Annotated in this window: 15 protein-coding genes and 2 pseudogenes; 13 read left to right on the plus strand and 4 right to left on the minus strand. The window is 68.4% G+C overall.

Going from position 1 to position 15,611, the window contains the following annotated elements:
• Window positions 1-321 precede the first annotated feature (321 nt).
• Window positions 322-771 (plus strand): VOC family protein, encoded by a 450-nt coding sequence (locus tag ACTWQA_RS32930; RefSeq protein WP_443162892.1) that lies wholly within the window; start codon window positions 322-324, stop codon window positions 769-771.
• A gap of 958 nt (window positions 772-1,729) precedes the next feature.
• On the opposite strand, the gene ACTWQA_RS32935 is transcribed toward ACTWQA_RS32930, so the two are convergent.
• Window positions 1,730-2,548, minus strand: coding sequence for a TetR/AcrR family transcriptional regulator (locus ACTWQA_RS32935; protein WP_443162893.1), 819 nt, complete (start codon window positions 2,546-2,548; stop codon window positions 1,730-1,732).
• An 87-nt stretch (window positions 2,549-2,635) separates the two neighbouring features.
• Here ACTWQA_RS32935 and ACTWQA_RS32940 point away from each other — a divergent pair, with 87 nt between their 5' ends.
• The 6 genes from ACTWQA_RS32940 to ACTWQA_RS32965 all read left to right on the plus strand — a co-directional run bounded on the left by ACTWQA_RS32940 (window position 2,636) and on the right by ACTWQA_RS32965 (window position 8,002).
• Complete coding sequence (locus ACTWQA_RS32940; protein WP_443162894.1) at window positions 2,636-3,580, plus strand: ATP-binding cassette domain-containing protein; 945 nt, start codon at window positions 2,636-2,638, stop codon at window positions 3,578-3,580.
• Window positions 3,577-4,395 carry an ABC transporter permease gene (locus ACTWQA_RS32945; RefSeq protein ID WP_443162895.1) on the plus strand — a complete coding sequence of 273 codons (819 nt, stop codon included), beginning with the start codon at window positions 3,577-3,579 and terminating at the stop codon, window positions 4,393-4,395. Before ACTWQA_RS32940 ends, ACTWQA_RS32945 begins: the two co-directional genes overlap by 4 nt.
• A 38-nt stretch (window positions 4,396-4,433) precedes the next feature.
• Complete coding sequence (locus tag ACTWQA_RS32950; RefSeq protein WP_443163000.1) at window positions 4,434-4,781, plus strand: DUF6069 family protein; 348 nt, start codon at window positions 4,434-4,436, stop codon at window positions 4,779-4,781.
• Window positions 4,782-5,186: 405 nt separating this feature from the next.
• Window positions 5,187-6,530 (plus strand): FAD-binding oxidoreductase, encoded by a 1,344-nt coding sequence (locus tag ACTWQA_RS32955; protein ID WP_443162896.1) that lies wholly within the window; start codon window positions 5,187-5,189, stop codon window positions 6,528-6,530.
• Complete coding sequence (locus ACTWQA_RS32960; protein ID WP_443162897.1) at window positions 6,530-7,336, plus strand: SDR family NAD(P)-dependent oxidoreductase; 807 nt, start codon at window positions 6,530-6,532, stop codon at window positions 7,334-7,336. The genes ACTWQA_RS32955 and ACTWQA_RS32960 overlap by 1 nt, the downstream gene beginning before the upstream one ends.
• Before the next feature lie 240 nt (window positions 7,337-7,576).
• Window positions 7,577-8,002: a hypothetical protein gene (locus ACTWQA_RS32965; RefSeq protein ID WP_443162898.1), complete on the plus strand. Its 426-nt coding sequence runs from the start codon at window positions 7,577-7,579 to the stop codon at window positions 8,000-8,002.
• A 105-nt stretch (window positions 8,003-8,107) separates the two neighbouring features.
• On the opposite strand, the gene ACTWQA_RS32970 is transcribed toward ACTWQA_RS32965, so the two are convergent.
• The 3 genes from ACTWQA_RS32970 to ACTWQA_RS32980 all read right to left on the minus strand — a co-directional run bounded on the left by ACTWQA_RS32970 (window position 8,108) and on the right by ACTWQA_RS32980 (window position 9,828).
• Window positions 8,108-8,491, minus strand: a complete 384-nt coding sequence (locus tag ACTWQA_RS32970; protein WP_443162899.1) for a DUF2809 domain-containing protein — start codon at window positions 8,489-8,491, stop codon at window positions 8,108-8,110.
• Between the two features lie 142 nt (window positions 8,492-8,633).
• Complete coding sequence (locus tag ACTWQA_RS32975) at window positions 8,634-8,744, minus strand: zinc-binding dehydrogenase (protein ID WP_443162900.1); 111 nt, start codon at window positions 8,742-8,744, stop codon at window positions 8,634-8,636.
• Window positions 8,745-8,880: 136 nt separating this feature from the next.
• The gene (locus ACTWQA_RS32980; protein ID WP_443162901.1) at window positions 8,881-9,828 is read right to left on the minus strand and encodes a helix-turn-helix transcriptional regulator; all 948 of its coding nucleotides are present in this window, start codon (window positions 9,826-9,828) and stop codon (window positions 8,881-8,883) included.
• A gap of 86 nt (window positions 9,829-9,914) precedes the next feature.
• Here ACTWQA_RS32980 and ACTWQA_RS32985 point away from each other — a divergent pair, with 86 nt between their 5' ends.
• The 6 genes and pseudogenes from ACTWQA_RS32985 (at window position 9,915) to ACTWQA_RS33010 (ending at window position 14,914) form a co-directional block, all read left to right on the plus strand.
• Window positions 9,915-10,613, plus strand: a complete 699-nt coding sequence (locus ACTWQA_RS32985; RefSeq protein ID WP_443162902.1) for an alpha/beta fold hydrolase — start codon at window positions 9,915-9,917, stop codon at window positions 10,611-10,613.
• Window positions 10,610-11,677, plus strand: a complete 1,068-nt coding sequence (locus ACTWQA_RS32990) for an epoxide hydrolase family protein (RefSeq protein ID WP_443162903.1) — start codon at window positions 10,610-10,612, stop codon at window positions 11,675-11,677. The genes ACTWQA_RS32985 and ACTWQA_RS32990 overlap by 4 nt, the downstream gene beginning before the upstream one ends.
• Before the next feature lie 61 nt (window positions 11,678-11,738).
• A complete protein-coding gene (locus ACTWQA_RS32995) occupies window positions 11,739-12,323 on the plus strand; it encodes a DUF1697 domain-containing protein (RefSeq protein ID WP_305923818.1) in 585 nt (194 codons plus the stop codon).
• Window positions 12,324-12,511: 188 nt separating this feature from the next.
• Window positions 12,512-12,826 (plus strand): annotated as a pseudogene (locus ACTWQA_RS33000) (DUF4158 domain-containing protein); the annotation flags it as partial.
• Window positions 12,827-12,838: 12 nt separating this feature from the next.
• Window positions 12,839-14,113 (plus strand): annotated as a pseudogene (locus tag ACTWQA_RS33005) (transposase); the annotation flags it as partial.
• Window positions 14,114-14,221: 108 nt separating this feature from the next.
• Window positions 14,222-14,914 carry a type 1 glutamine amidotransferase domain-containing protein gene (locus tag ACTWQA_RS33010; RefSeq protein ID WP_443162904.1) on the plus strand — a complete coding sequence of 231 codons (693 nt, stop codon included), beginning with the start codon at window positions 14,222-14,224 and terminating at the stop codon, window positions 14,912-14,914.
• The last annotated feature ends 697 nt before the right edge of the window (window positions 14,915-15,611 follow it).

The following is a 15,611-nucleotide window of genomic DNA, read 5'->3' on the forward strand; positions in this document are numbered from 1 at the left end:
GGTCCAGTACCTCATCGCCGAGCAACTCCCGCAGCGGAACCTCCGCCGCTTCGGACGGGGGGTTTTCCCCGCCATGATGAGAGGCGGCGGCCACTCCGAGCCGACGGTTGCCCTCCTGAGCCGATCCACGTGTGGTGGCCAGAGCGGCGGTTCCCTGTGTGGTAGACATGATCACATTCCCCCGAATGTTGTGTGGTTGATCTTTACTTTCGATCATCTACCCAGAGTGATCGTTTCCACACTTAGAGTGATACCCCCGGGCCGTGACCCGTCCGGACCGTGAGCCAACAATTGTCAGATGGGTCCGGCAGGATGGCTGCCGTGGTTTCTTATCAACTGGTCATTGACTGTGCGGCACCCGAGCGGATGGCCCGGTTCTGGGCGGGCGCGCTGCGGTACACGGTGGAGCCGCCGCCGAGTGGATTCGACACGTGGCGGGATTACTGGCGCAGTCTCAAAGTGCCGGAGGACGAGCTGGGCGAGGGGGACGGCAGCGACAGCATCGTCGATCCTGAGGGGTACGGGCCGAGGATCTGGTTTCAGCAGGTGCCTGAGGACAAGGTGGTCAAGAACCGGTTCCACCTGGATGTGAAGGTGGGCGGCAAGCGGGAGGACGTACCGCTGGAGACCCGGAAAGCGCGGGTGGATGCCGAGGTGGAGCGGCTTGTCCAGGCGGGGGCGTCCGTGGTGCGGGTGCTGTCGCAGCCCGGGGTTGATCACTATGCGGTGGCGATGGTGGATCCCGAGGGGAACGAGTTCGACGTGGTCTAGCGTCGTTTTTCGCACGTCATCACGGCTATCCCGCGTCTCCGCATCCCCCACCGCACTTCGGCTTAGGCCCTTCTGGAAGAGAGGGAGGCTTAAGGTCCTTTTGAAAAGGAAGCTTGGGCGGCGAGAAGGACGGGGTGAGGACGCGGTACCACGGACGAAGCGGCACGTGCGGAAAACGGGGCTAGCCAGCCGACGAACCGCACGACCGCAAGGACGGTACGTGTCCGTTTGTGCCAACGATGCCGATCGTTGTGCGGACGAGGCTCCGTCACGGGAGTTCACCCCATCTCTCCGTCGCTGACCTCGATGCAAGGCCGTCTGCTGGTACCGTCCGGACGCTCGGCATCACGGCAGCGGAGGCGGAATGTTTTCCTGCCCAAGGCTGACGGTAAAGCATCGCCACGCAGCTCTTGATGTACAGCCAGCAGTTGGTGAGGTTCCTCTACCACCCGGGGTGAAGAGTCTCATTCGCACCTTGAGAAGCGACATCCCCCACCCGCCTTGGATCCGCCATCCACACGATCGGCGAGTGGCCCTTGCGTTAGGAGCGAGCGGCCGCACCGTCCTCCAGCGCGTCGGCGTGTCAGTCGCAACGGAGAGCTGATCGACTGTGATGTTGATGCTGCAGGTCTTCGCCTTCGAGAGCGCGGGAGTGCAGTGATGGTGGATCTCGGGTTCGTCGGCCCTAGCCGTCCGGCCAACGACTAACTCGCGCCAGGGCGGATCGCCGGCGGGGTCGGCCCCCTGGTAGACGATCGCGGCGATCCGCTCTGCGCCCAGGTACTGCGTGTAGTTGGTGATGGCGTCATGGACCGTCCGCCGCGCGCTCGGCGTGCATGCCAGACACCTCACAAGTTCCCCGCTACCCCCGGCATCGGCAAGCCCTGGACTCCATCCGTGACCACGTACGGGCCGCCGCTGCGCCTTTTTGGTGGGCATGTAGGCATGGCTGGTGCGTCTATTTCGCTCTTGCTGACCTCTCGGAGGGTCGCCTACGAGCCTGCACTGGCCCATCCTGTTCTTCCCGCCCCTCTCGGTGCGCCGACATCGGAGACTCGGCCGTTGATGGGAGGGCCGCGGCGATGCAGTCGAGGACGCGCTGGAGGCCGGACCGGAACTGGTCCTCGCGGCTCAGATGCAGCCGGCGCGCCTGCACCACGATCTTGCTGAAGATCGGGTAGTCGCCGCTCTCCAGCAGCTGCTCGACGCGCGGGCCGCTCCGCACCATCCACTCCGACTCGCTGAGCCCGCTGCGGCGGACCTCCTGGGTCCAGCCGATTTCCTCGCGGACGGCGCCCTCGATATAGCCGTTCAGCATGGCCATGAGGCCGAGGTTCTCGTCGATGGAGACGTGGGTGTCGAGGGCACCCATCACCCGTTCGATCACGAGCAGCTGGTTGGGGCCGAAGCTGGGGAGTGAGCGCTGCACGGTGGCGATCCACGGGTGCCTCAGCCACATCGCCCGCAGCCCGTCGGCGTAGCGCGTCAGATCCGCGCGCCAGTCGCCCGAGGGCATGCCCTCGACGTCGATCTCACCCATCAGGCGGTCGGCGATGAGCTCGACCAGGTCGTCGCGGCTCGGGACGTACCGGTAGAGGGACATCGCGCCGGCGCCGATCTCGGCGGCGATCCGCCGCATGGTGGCGGCCTCCAGCCCCTCGGCGTCGGCGATCCGGATCGCCGCCTCGGTGATCTGCGCACGGCTGTAGGCCGGTTTCCGCCCATAGGCCGGGCGCTCGGGGCGCATCCAGATGTTCACGTACTCGGCGTCGGTCACCGTTTCACCCCTCCCGGTTGCGTACATAGTACCCATCCGCTTAGTCTGGCCGCCACGAGCGCGTACAACGTACCCAATGGAGGGAACATGGCGGATCCGATCGTGGTCGCCGAAGGGCTGCACAAGTCCTTCGGCGGCACCCATGCACTACGTGGCCTGGACCTGAGCGTCCCGAAAGGAACGGTCTGCGGGGTGCTGGGGCCCAACGGCGCGGGGAAGACGACCGCGGTGCGCATCCTGGCGACCTTGTCCGACCCTGATGCCGGGCAGGCCCGCATCGCCGGACACGACGTCGTCCGCGAGGCCGGCAAGGTGCGCGAGCGGATCGGGCTCGCGGGCCAGTACGCCGCCGTGGACGAGAAGCTCACCGGTCGCGGCAACCTGCGCATGTTCGGGCGCCTCTACCACCTGTCCCGCCGCCAGGCGCACCAGCGGGCCGACGAGTTGCTGGAACGCTTCGGCCTGGTGGAGGCCGCCGACCGCCCGGTCACCGGCTACTCCGGCGGCATGCGCCGCCGGCTCGACCTGATCACCTGCCTCATCCTGCGCCCCGACGTGCTCTTCTTGGACGAGCCCACCACCGGCCTGGACCCGCGCAGCCGCGGCGAGATCTGGGACAGCATCCGCGAGCTGGTGGCCGACGGCACCACGGTGCTGCTCACCACCCAGTACCTGGACGAAGCCGACCAGCTGGCCGACGACATCGCCGTCGTCGACCACGGGCAGGTGATCGCCACGGGCACGCCCGACGAGCTGAAGGCCACGATCGGCGACCACCTCGACATCACCCTCGAAGACCCCGCCGCACTGCCTGCGGCGGCGACCGTCCTGAACACCCTGGCCGGCACCGAACCCACGACGACCGCCGCCGACCGGCTCAGCGTCGCCCTGCCCGCCACCGGCCTCCGCCTCGCCGACATCGTGCGCGAGCTCGACCACGCCGGAGTCGCCGCCGCCGACGTGAGCCTGCGCCGCCCCAGCCTCGACGAGGTGTTCCTGCGCCTCACCGACCGCAAGGAGCCCGTCCGATGACCGCCCTCACCTCACCACTCGGCCGCCTGCGCTGGACCTTCGCCGACGGACTGACCCTGGTCGGCCGCGAGCTGGGCCGGCTACGGCAAGAACCCGGGCAGATCATCGCCGCGCTGATCTTCCCGGTCATCATGGTCGTGCTGTTCGGCTACGTCTTCGGCAGCGCGATCCAGGTGCCGGGCGGCGGCGACTACCGCGAGTACCTCATGCCCGGCCTGTTCGCGATGGTGACCTTCTCCGCGTGGTTGGGGGTCATGACGCGGGTGGCCACCGACGCCTCCCGCGGTGTGATGGACCGGTTCCGCTCCATGCCGATGGCGCGCTTGGCGGTGCCGTTCGGGCAGACCGGCGCCGACCTGCTGACCGGCCTGCTCATGCTGGCCATCATGGTGGGCGCGGGCCTGCTGGTGGGCTGGCAGCCGCACCGCGGCCTGATCCCCACCGCCCAGGCGTTCCTGCTGATGATCGTGCTGCGGTACGCGCTGAGCTGGGTGGGCGTCTATGTGGGCCTGGCGGTGAAGAACGACCAGGTCGCCGACGCGATGGTGCCGCTGGGCCTGCCGTTCACGATGCTGTCGAACGCGTTCGTCCCGACCGGCGGCATGCCGGGATGGCTGCGGTTCCTGGCCGACTGGAACCCGGTGAGCGCGCTCACCGCCGCCTCACGGGAGCTGTTCGGCAACCCGGGCGCCACGTCCGGAAACGTGGCCTGGCCACTCGCACATCCGGTGACCGCCGTCCTGCTCTGGTCGGCCGCGCTGCTAGTGATCTTCGTCCCGTTGTCGCTGCGCGCCTACATGCGCAGAGGACGCTGAACGCTCCAGGCATCTGCAAACCGCGTGTTCTCCTCCGAATAGCTCTCCTCCGAAAGGCATCAAATGGAGCCGGCGCGGCGACCGCGGCCGTTGCCGCGGTGGGTGAGTTCGCCGGGATCAGCCTGGTTGTCGGCGGCATGTCGATCCCGGTGTTCGGGTTCGCCGTGCTGACCGTTGTCTTCTCCGTGGTGGGGTTGGTGCTGGCTCGCACGGTTCGCCGTCCGCGCACGGTATTCGTCCGTACCACGGTTGTGCTCACCGTGTTGTCGCTGGTACCGGATGTGCTCGTGGACGCGTCCGCAGCCACGAGGGTGCTGTTGATGCTGGCGCACGTGGTCGCCGCCGCGATCGTGGTGCCGGCCATCGCCCGCCGCCTGTCCGCCTGATCCTTCGAAGGAGTTCGAGCTCTGCACGGCGAACGTCTCCGCCGCCACCACTGATCGCAATATCTCGGGTGAGCCACCGGAGCTTGACCATCACGCGGACGTGTATGACGTCGTCAGCCAGATCCGCATGCCCGTCTGGTCTACCGGCCACGTCGCCCTCGTCGGCGATGCCGCTTACGCGACGTCGTTCATGTCGGGCCAGGGGTCGAGCCTGTCACTGGTATGTGCCTACGTCCTGGCCGACGAGCTGGCCAGGGCCATACCGCCCTCACCCCGCCTGCCCAACTACAAGCCCCCTCTGAGGCAGCCGGCATGTGGCGCACCTCACGTGACTGCACGTGTCACAAGGAGTGGGCCACCGGGATCTCATGTCCGACCAGCTCAGCTAATGCAAAGGAACATGTCATGAACTCAGCACCTGAAACCCTTCGACGTGACTTCCGCGGCGACATCATCGAACCGGGCGCGGCCGACTACGCCGCGGCCAGTCGCTCGATACTGGCCTCCGGCAACCCGGCCTACGTGCTGCGTCCCAAGAGCGCCGCCGACGTGCAAGCCGCTGTCCGATTCGCCGCCGACGCGCGACTTGTGCTGTCGGTGCGTGGCGGCGGCCACGCCTTCGCCGGCTTCGGCACCAATGACGGCGGTGTGGTGATCGATCTCAGCGGGCTGTCGAGCGTGGAGGTCATCGACAAGGACCGGCACCTGGTGCGGATCGGAGGCGGCGCCACTTGGGGTCAGGTCGTGGCCGCGCTGGCTCCGCACGGGCTGGCGATCTCCTCCGGTGACACCAGGAGCGTCGGTGTCGGCGGGCTGACGTTGAGCGGCGGCATCGGCTGGAAGGTCAGGAAGTACGGCCTGGCGCTGGACAACCTGGTCGCGGCGGATGTGGTCACGGCCCGCGGGCAGCTCGTGCGCGCCAGCGCGACCGAGTACCCGGAGCTGTTCTGGGCGCTGCGCGGCGGTGGCGGCAACTTCGGTGTCGTGACCGCCTTCGAGTTCGCCGCCCACCCGACCACCGACGTCATCTTCGGCAAGATCACCTTCCCGGCCTCCGAGACGGCCGCGGTGCTGCAGGGCTGGGCGGACTACCTGCGTACCGCGCCGGAGGAGCTCACCTCCATCGTCACCCTGGCCAACCCGTTCGCGGGCGGGCCGCAGGCACCGGTGGAGATCCAGGTCGCCTTCGACGGCGACGACCCCGAGCTCGCGGCCCAGGCCATCGACCCGATCCGCGCGCTGGGCACGGTGCTCTCTGACGATGTCACGCTCATGCCCTACGGCGACGTGCTTGTAGACGGCGCGACCCCGCCGCCCGGCATCCAGCTCATCACCCGCAGCGCCTTCGTCGGCCACGCGTCGGTACCCGGCGCCCTGCGGACCCTGACCGAGATCGCGACGGCGCAGGACTCGCCGGTCATCGCCATCCGCAGCGTCGGCGGCGCCGTCTCCCGCGTCCCCGACGACGCCACCGCCTACGCCCACCGCCAGGCGGAGCTGATGGTCATCACCACGACCATCGGCCCTGAGCCTGTCATCGCCGCCGGCCAGCCCGCGTTCGACGCGGTCTGGGGCAAGCTCGCCCCGCACGTCATCGGCGCCTACGCCAACTTCCTGGCCACCGCCACCGACGAGGACGTCGCCGCGGTCTACCCGCCCGCCACCTACCAGCGGCTCGCGGCGGTCAAGAGCGAGTACGACCCCGCCAACCTGTTCGCCGCCAACCACAACGTGAAGGGTTCCCACTGATGAGCAAGGTCTGGTTCATCACCGGCTCGTCCCGCGGCCTTGGCCGCAGCTTCGCCGAGGCCGCCCTGGCGCGCGGCGACAAGGTCGCCGCGACCGCACGCGACGTCGCGAGCCTCGACGCGCTGACCGCATACGGCGCCGCTGTGCTTGCCCACAAGCTCGACGTAACCGACAAAGCCGCCGTCTTCGATGCCGTACGGCAGACCAGGCAGCACTTCGGCCGCCTCGACGTCATCGTGAACAACGCGGGTTACGGCCTGTTCGGAGCGGTGGAGGAGCTGAGTGACAAGGATCTGCGCGACCAGCTGGAGACCAACCTGTTCGGCCCGCTGTGGGTCGTCCAAGCGGCGCTGCCGATCATGCGCGAGCAGGGTGGCGGGCACATCATCCAGATCTCCTCCACAGGCGGCCAGGTCTCGTTGCCGCTCGGCGGCGGGTACCACGCCTCCAAATTCGCGCTGGAGGGCCTGAGCGACTCCCTGGCCCAGGAGGTCGCGGGCTTCGGCATCAAGGTGACGGTGGTCGAGCCCAGCTTCTACGCCACCGACGGGGCCGCCGGCGCCGTCAACTCAGCGGCCGACCCGCTCTACGACGGTGTCCGCGAGAGCTTCGTCGCGTTCGCCAAAACCCTCGACGTCGGAGACCCGGCCGCCGCGGGCCGAGCGCTGCTCAAGCTCGCCGACTCCAACGATCCACCACTGCGGGTGTTCTTCGGCACCGAGGGCCTACGGATGACCCAGCTGGCCTACGCCGACCGGCTCAAGAGCTGGGCCAAATGGGAGGATCTGTCAGCGGAGGCTCACTGACGCGGCGACGTCCGTGGCCCGCATGCGCTCCGCGGCGGGCCACGAACCGCGCCCGGCGGCTTCCGCGGGCCTGGACCTCGGCAGCCACAGTCCAGTGAAGAAGGCACTCGCCAGGGTGATAGCGCCTGCAGTGACGAAGGCGGTGGTGAGCCCGGCCTCAAAGGAGGGGCCGCCGGACTCCTGGACGACGGCTCCGAGCACATGGTGACTCGTGACACCGGCGCTTGCCATCTCTCAGAAATGAGTACGCTCGACGCCCTGGAAGAGGCCGGGTGCGATCCAGTCTTCGCCGAGACGATCAGCACCCGCATCAAGGTCCGGCCGGAGTTCACCAAGGCACTGGACTTCGCCCGCACGATCAAGACCGCGGTCCCGCATCAGCGGGTGATCCGCCCTCTCCCCCGCGCGACCCGGTCGACGTCGCCGCCGACGCCAGCAGGCGATTCGCCACGCACCTGGAATTGCTCGCTCACATTCGATCTTGCTGGGCTGCTGATGTACCGGATGACGCACCCGAGTCGCGCGGCGACCGTTCCGGTGGAATCCGCAGGTCGCCGATACCTTGGCGACGGCCATATACCGGATAACCGTCCCTTATCCGGTACATCAACCCGTGTCCGCCGCGCGCCGCCCATCAGGCTCCTCGCCAGTGGCAACACCTGGTGAATGTGGGTTTTGGGCTTATATGGGCCGGACCTCGTCCTGCTTTGCAACGGCTGGCCGCCGCGCAGGACGAACCCGATGACCTCGCCGCTGTGGGGCATCCGTACGTCAGCGTGCCGGTGGGGTGGAGTCCGAGAGCCAGCCGGTCTGATCACCGGGTCGGACCCATCGGCGTTCCCAGGCCAGGGCCGCGACCACACCGATGGCATAGGCGACCAGGTCCCATGGGTCGGGGAACGCGCCGACCAGGACACCGCCGATGCCCGGCGGGGTCATGCCGACTATTTGGTAGAACTCGACGGCGGCGGCGACCGCGGCCGTGGCCAGGGTGCGGCGTGCGGCGGTGGTGCGCCACAGCAGCCCCAAGAACGCGTAGACCAGCATGGTGGCGCCGACGTCGCTCACGTAGCCGCGGATGAACGGTTGTCCCGGGCCCCGGTAGAAGAGGGCGAACGCGCCGACGGCGAGGGCGACGCCACCCAGAAGAGCCATGGTACGGCGCATGTGAGTGACATCTTCTCCGAATCTCTATGATCAGGACGAACCTGATCATAGAGCTCGTCCCTTATGGCGGCATGCCAATTGCGGCATGGTGGCCGCCCTGAGCAGCAAGCCGCCTGGATGGTTCTGCTGATCAGGGGACCTTGAGCACGAGCTTGCCCGTGGTTGTGCCGGACTCGATGCGCCGGTGCGCCTCGGCCGCCTGATCCAGCGTCAGTTCCTCGACGCGCTGACTCGCCGCCACATGCAGACGTCAGGCTGATGCCTGGACATTGCGCCTACTGGAACCAACGCGCCCCAGCAGGAAGATCGCTATTTCGGGGGCGAGAGCGCCGGCGACGATGACGCCGCCGCGCAGCGGGGATGGGAGGCGCCGACGGCTACGGTGCGGGATGGGAGCGGGAGACGGCCAGGGTGAGCGCGGTGACGTGCTCGGCGAGCGCCGTGACCAGCGCGGGCGGATTGCGGACGGTGAAGGGCCAGGGCAGGCCGGTGAGGATGCGCGCCATGGCGGGCAGGTTCTCTGCGCCGCTGACCAGGAGCACGCCGCCGCCGGGGCAGGCGTGCAGGTCGCCGAAGGTGGCCGACAGATGGTCGCGGGCTGTCGCCAGGTCGGTGTCGAGCCATACCTCGGTGCGGTGGGTCCAGGCGCCGAGCGTCAACGTGCGCAGGACGTGGGTGACGGGGTCGAAACCGTCGGGCGGGGTGAATGTGCCGGGCACTTCGGCGGCGCCGCTGATCCTGTCCAGGCGGTACATGCGGAGGGCGGCGCGGAGATGGTCGTGCCCGACCAGGTACCAGCGGCGTGAGTGCACGACGAGCCCGTACGGGTCCACCTCGCGTGCGCCGCGGGTGTGCTCGATCCGGACGGTGTGCCGCGCGTGGACGGCCGCGGCCAGCGTCAGCGCCAGGTGCGGTTCGGGGGTCAGCGGGCCTGCCGTCGCCGAGGTGGCGGCGATCAACGCGGTGACGCGCCGGCGCAGCGGCGCGGGCAGGACGCGGTTGAGTTTGACCAGCGCCCGGTCGGCCGGGCCGGGCTCTCCCACCTGTTCGTGCTGCTTGCCGGTGGCCAGCGCGACCGCCACGGCGACCGCTTCGTCATCGGCGAGCATCAGGGGCGGCAGGCGTACGCCGCGGGCCAGCCGGTAGCCGCCGTAGCGTCCGCGGACGGACTCGACGGGGATGTCCATGTCGCGCAGGGCGGTGATGTAGCGGCGGACGGCGCGGGCGTCGACGTCCAGGCGCCGGGCCAGTTCGTCGGCGGGCACCAGGCCGCGCTCTTGCAGAATCTCCAGCAGTGCCAAAACGCGGGTCGCGGGACGGGACACGGCCGCCATCCTAATCAGGGCAGAAAGCGTCCACAATCCTCCCTAGCCTTGCGCCGGTAAGAGATCGATCGAAAGGAGTCGACCCGGTGTCGACCATCGTTCTTGTCGGCGGTTCGTTCCTCGGTGCCTGGGCCTGGGAGCGCGTCACGCCGCTGTTGACCGCGTACGGCCACCAGGTGCATCCGCTGACGCTCACCGGGTTCGGCGACCGCGCGCATCTGGGCTCGGCGGACACGACGCTCACCACGCATGCCCGGGACATCACGGCCGCGATCGAGTACGCCGGGCTGCGCGAGGTGGTGCTCGTGGCGCACTCCTACGGCGGAGCCCCGGCCACGATCGCCGCCACCACGATTCCCGGGCGGATCGCCCGGGTGGTCTACCTGGCCGCGCTCCTGCCCGAGCCGGGCAAAAGCCTGTTCGACAGCACTCCCGCGCCTATCGTCGAAGCGATCATGGAAACCGTCCGGGACGGGCGGATCCCGGTGATGAGCGACGAGGTCATCGACGCCAACTTCGGCGAGCACGGGCTCACCTCCGAAAACCGGGCCTGGCTGCGGGCACGCGGCGCCGGCCAGCCCATCGGCACCTACCAGGACCCGGCGCCTGCCGACCTGCGCGCGGCGCAGGGGCTGCCCCGTACCTACATCGCCTGCGCGGGCGACCCGGGCGGCCCGCCGCGCATGCCGGGCCTGGAGGTGATCACACTGGACGCCGGGCACTGGCCGATGATCAGCGAACCGGAGCTGCTGGCCCGGGTGCTGGATGAGGCGGCCCGGTCATGATGCGGCCGTACCGGGTGGAGATCCCGCAGGAGAGCCTGGACGACCTGGTCGCCCGGCTGGCCGCGACCCGCTTCACCCGCCCGCTGTCCGGCCATGGGCTCGGTGTGCCCGCCGACCGCGTCCAGCACCTGGTCGAGTACTGGCGCGACGGCTACGACTGGCGCGCCTGGGAGCGGCGGATCAACGCCCATCCGCAGTTCCTGACCGAAATCGACGGGCTCGACGTGCACTTCCTGCACATCCGCTCGCCCCGTCCGGACGCCCTGCCGCTCATCCTCACCCACGGCTGGCCCATGTCGGTCGTAGAGTTCCTTCCGCTGATCGACCGGCTGAGCGACGCCTTCCACCTCGTCATCCCCTCAGTGCCCGGCTTCGGATTCTCCGGCGTACCGCGTGAGCCGGGCTGGAACCGCCGCCGCGTCGCCGCGGCGTGGGCGGAGTTGATGCGCCGGCTCGGTTACGAGCGCTACGGCGCGCACGGCAACGACGTCGGTTCTCTGATCTCCATCGAGCTCGGACGCCTGGATCCGCACCGCGTCGTCGGGGTGCACGTCACCCAGATCTTCTCCCTGCCCTCCGCCGATCCGGCGGAGCGCGCCCTGCTGGGACCGGACGACCGGGCGAAGCTGGCCGCCCTGGAACGCTTCATGGCCGACCGGAGCGCCTACCTCAGCCTCCAGTCCACCCAGCCGCAGACCCTGGCGCACGCGCTCGCCGACTCCCCGGCCGGCCAGCTGGCCTGGAACCTGCAGCTGTTCGGCGACGCGGTGAGCGACGACTACATCCTCACCCACGCCGCCATCTACTGGCTGACCGACACCGCCGGCAGCTCAGCCCTGATCGGTTATCACGGCAACAGGCCGCCTGCCGAGCCGTCATCGATCCCGCTGGGCCTGGCCTGCTTTGCCGACGACTTCTTCCCCTCCATCCGCTCGCTCGCCGAACGCGACCACAGCGCCATCGTGCACTGGAACACCTACGACAAAGGCGGGCACCATGCCGCGCAAGAGGAACCCCAACTCCTCGCCGGCGACCTCCGCACGTTCTTCACCCTCCGCCGATGACGTCACCCGCAGGCGCGCCTGCCGCGACATCGGTGGTCTTCACAAGATTGGAACACAGCGCATGCCGACCGCGTTCGTCGTCTTCTACCGGAACATGAACCTGGGCCACCCGAACAGCCCCACCCGGGCGATGCTCGAAGACGCGCTGCGCGCCGCGGGGGCGTCGTCGGCACGGTCGTTCCAGACGAACGGGACGGTCCTGATCGAGTCCAGCGACACCTCGCCCCGCGAAGTGGTGAACCGGGCGGCACCGCGACTGCTGACGGTCAGCGGCTACGACGACGCCGCGTTCGTGCGTCCTGTCGACCAGCTCGCGACGATCCTTGAGTGCGACCCCTTCGCCGGCACCGACAACGAACACATCTATCGCGAGACCTTCACCTTCTTCGACAGCGTTCAGGAGTTCGGCGCCCCGCTGCCCTGGACGAATGACCGAGGCGATGTCGACATCATCGAGATCGGCGATGGCGTGGCGTTGAGCGTCATCAAAAAGATCGCAACCCGGGTCGGCAGTCCCACCGCCGAGGTGGAGGCGAGGCTCAAAGTCCCCGCCACCACCCGCACCGCAAGGACGGTCAAGCGCCTGGTCAAGCGTTCCACTGAGCAGGTGACGGCGCCGGCCCACAGCTATGGCGAGCGACGGTGATCGCCCGGCTGCACATCACCACAGCTCAACTTCCGAGATTGACGTCATCTCGGAAGTACACCGGCCTCGATACTGGTTATCGGTGAGAACGATCATGGTCGGCTAGCACAGTGATCCACTTCGCCGCCGGGGTTCGGTGAAACGCCTCCGGGCCTGCTCCGGTGCTGGCTACGGTCCGGCTCGTGCCGGTGGAATTTCTGAGTGATGAGCAGGCCGAGGCGTACGGGACGTTCGCCGAGGAGCCGACAAGGCCCGAGCTGGAGCGGTTCTTCTTCCTGGACGACGTGGACCGGGACCTGATCGCCCTGCGGCGCACGAAGCACCACCAGCTCGGCTTCGCGCTCCAGATGTGCACGGTGCGGTACGTCGGCCTGTTCCTGGAGAACCCGCTCGCGGTGCCGTGGCCGGTGGTCGAGCGCCTGGCCGCGCAGCTTGGCATCAAGGACCCGTCGGTGGTCAAGCGGTACACCGAGCGGCGTCCGACGCTGTACGACCACGCGTGGGAGGTCCAGGACGACGGGCGGGTGAAGCTGAACGTCGACAAGCTCGGCGCGCTCGGCGAGCCGAAGTCCCTGACCTGGCTGCGCCGCCGGGTCGAGCGGATGCTCCCGAAGATCGACCTGCCGGACCTGCTGTTCGAGGTGAACGCCTGGACCAGCTTCCTCGACGACTTCGTCCACCTCGGCGCCGGCACCACCCGGATGAAGGACCTGCCCACGGTCGCGCTGCTGGTGTCCGAGGCGTGCAACATCGGCCTGGCCCCGGCGGTGAATCCCGGCTACGAGGCGCTCACACGGGCCCGGCTCGTGCACGTCGACCAGTACTACCTGCGCGCCGACACCATCGCCGCGGCGAACGCGCGGCTGATCGAGGCCCAGGCCGCCGTGCCCGTCGTGAAGTTCTGGGGCGAGGGCCGCTTGCCTCAGTCGATGGGCTGCGGTTTGTCGTCCCCGTGCGGACCGTGAACGCGGCGCCGTCGCCGAAGTACTTCGGCTTCAAGCGGGGCATCACCTGGCTCAACGCGGTCAATGACCAGGTCGCGGGCATCCGGCAGATGGTGGTGCCGGGCACCCCGTGCGACTCCCTGCATATCCTGGATGCGCTGCTGAACCTGGACGGCGGGGTGAAGCCGGAGATGGTGGCCACGGACAACGCCTCGTACTCCGACATGGTGTTCGGCCTGTTCAAGATCCTCGGCTACAGCTTCAGCGGTTCCGCGACCTGGACGACCAGCGGTTCTGGCGGGCCACGATGCCCGGCGTCGAGACGGGCACGTACGGCGCGGTGGAGGACCTGGCGCGCAACCGCGTGAACCTGAACAAGGTGATCACGCACTGGCCGGACATGCTGAAGGTCGCCGGTTCCCTCGTCACCACCAGGTCCGTGCCTACGACCTGCTGTGCATGTTCGGACGCGAGGGGCGCCCGACTCCGCTGGGTGCGGCGTTCGCGGAGTACGGGCGGATCGCCAAGACCGGGCACCTGCTGCGCATGGTCGACCCGGTCGACGGCACCCACCGGAGGCAGATGAACCGGCAGCTCACCGTCCAGGAATCCCGCCACAAGTTGGCCCGGGACGTGTGCCACGGCAAGCGCGGCACCATCCACCAGGCGTACCGGGACGGCATGCAGGACCGGCTCGCCTCGCTCGGCCTGGTCCTCAACGCCATCGTGCTCTGGACGACCCGTTACATCGACGCCGCCGTCACCCAGCTCCAGGCCGAGGGCCACGAGATCCGCGAGGAGGACATCACCCGGCTCTCCCCGCTCAAGCACCGCACCCTGAACCTTTATCTGGACAGGTTGCAGATTCGTTATCAACAAGCCGAAGACTGAGCCGCTCTCATGCAGCGCTCGACGGTAATCGTGTTCTTTGCAGCGCGGAAAGGAGATCATCAGGTGTCACAAGTTCTCGTCATCTTGACGTCTTACGGGCAACTGGGCTCGACAGGGCAGGCAACGGGCGTGGGGTTGCAGACGTTCGCGTCGCCGTACTACGCACTGAAGGAGGCTGGTGTCGAGGTCGCCGTCGCATCACCACTTGGTGGCGACCCGCCGGTCGATCCTTTGAGCTTCGGCGAGGGCGTCGAGACGGTGGCTTTGCGGAGGTTGAACGAAGATGTCGACGCGCGAGCGCTACTGCGTGCGTCGCTGCCCCTGCGGAACGCGGCAACGACTGACTACGACGGCCTCTTTTTCGCAGGTGGCCATGGCGGGATGTGGGACTTCCCCGATGATCCCGTGATCGGCGGCCTCATCGCCGCGGCGCTGAACGCGGGCAAGCCCGTCGCCGCGGTGTGCCACGGTGTTGCCGCATTGTGCGGGGTCGATCCGGTGAGCGGCCGACCACTTGTCGAGGGTCGGAAGGTGACGGCACTGACGAACCAGGAGGAGGCCGCACTCGAACGCGACGCTCTCGTGCCGTTCTTGCTGCAGGAACGACTCATGAAACTGGGCGCCGAGTTCGAGGAGGCGGCCGAATTCACCTCGCACGTCGTGGTCCACGGCTCTCTGATCACCGGGCAGAACATGCGGTCGGCCGACGAAGCTTCGCGCGCCTTCCTAACCGCGCTCGCCTCGCGGTGCGCATAGGGCCAGGTTGCACCGACCCAGAGCCAAGATGTGGTCGAGTCTGGTGGTCGGAGCTGGGCTGCGGTGCCGCGGCGTCGAGCCGTGCTTGGTCAGTGCCCCTCGGAGTCGTCGTTCTGGATGGGTTCATCCGTTCGGTGAGCAGTTCGCAGATGCGGCCGGAGATGGCGGTGTGCCGTTCGGCCTCGCGGGGCCAGCCGCGTTCGATGGCGTCTTGGATCAGTCGCTGTTCGACTCGGAGCCGGTCTCGGAGCCGGGGCGCGTACTCGCTGGTGGTGAAGAACTTCGAGCAGCGCAGGTAGAGGTCGCACTCGCAGGGCCCTTCGGCGGGGGTGCGCAGGCAGTGGCCGAGTTCAAGTTCGGTCTTGAAGTAGTCGCTGACATCGTCGCGGCTACAGCTTCACCGCCTCGACCCCGGCCGCCGGCGCCCTGCGCCCGAGCTGGACGAGGACGACGAAGGCGTGGACTGAACGCCGACATCGGGTGACGCGGGCATATCAGGTGGCCGGGGTGCTCGGAAATCGCAAGCGCCGGTAGGGGAGCTGATGTAAGGCTGCCTGATATGTCTAACTAAGCCTTGATTGGTGCGGCCGACCTGGCGGCCTGCTCGATCTTCGCGCAGTAAGCTGCACGGGCTTCCTCGTCGATCTGCTTCTCGTGTTCGGCGCGCAACCCGGTCCGGCCGTCGAGGCCCTCGCGC

It is taken from the genome of Nonomuraea sp. 10N515B (assembly GCF_052245915.1).
In the GTDB taxonomy this organism is placed as follows: domain Bacteria; phylum Actinomycetota; class Actinomycetes; order Streptosporangiales; family Streptosporangiaceae; genus Nonomuraea.

Coding starts and splice junctions, on each gene's coding strand:
- ACTWQA_RS32940 (WP_443162894.1), top strand. CDS start 2,636: ATGGCGGATCCGATCGTGGTCGCCGAAGGGCTGCACAAGTCCTTCGGC.
- ACTWQA_RS32945 (WP_443162895.1), top strand. CDS start 3,577: ATGACCGCCCTCACCTCACCACTCGGCCGCCTGCGCTGGACCTTCGCC.
- ACTWQA_RS32955 (WP_443162896.1), top strand. CDS start 5,187: ATGAACTCAGCACCTGAAACCCTTCGACGTGACTTCCGCGGCGACATC.
- ACTWQA_RS32960 (WP_443162897.1), top strand. CDS start 6,530: ATGAGCAAGGTCTGGTTCATCACCGGCTCGTCCCGCGGCCTTGGCCGC.
- ACTWQA_RS32965 (WP_443162898.1), top strand. CDS start 7,577: ATGAGTACGCTCGACGCCCTGGAAGAGGCCGGGTGCGATCCAGTCTTC.
- ACTWQA_RS32970 (WP_443162899.1), bottom strand. CDS start 8,491: ATGGCTCTTCTGGGTGGCGTCGCCCTCGCCGTCGGCGCGTTCGCCCTC.
- ACTWQA_RS32990 (WP_443162903.1), top strand. CDS start 10,610: ATGATGCGGCCGTACCGGGTGGAGATCCCGCAGGAGAGCCTGGACGAC.
- ACTWQA_RS32995 (WP_305923818.1), top strand. CDS start 11,739: ATGCCGACCGCGTTCGTCGTCTTCTACCGGAACATGAACCTGGGCCAC.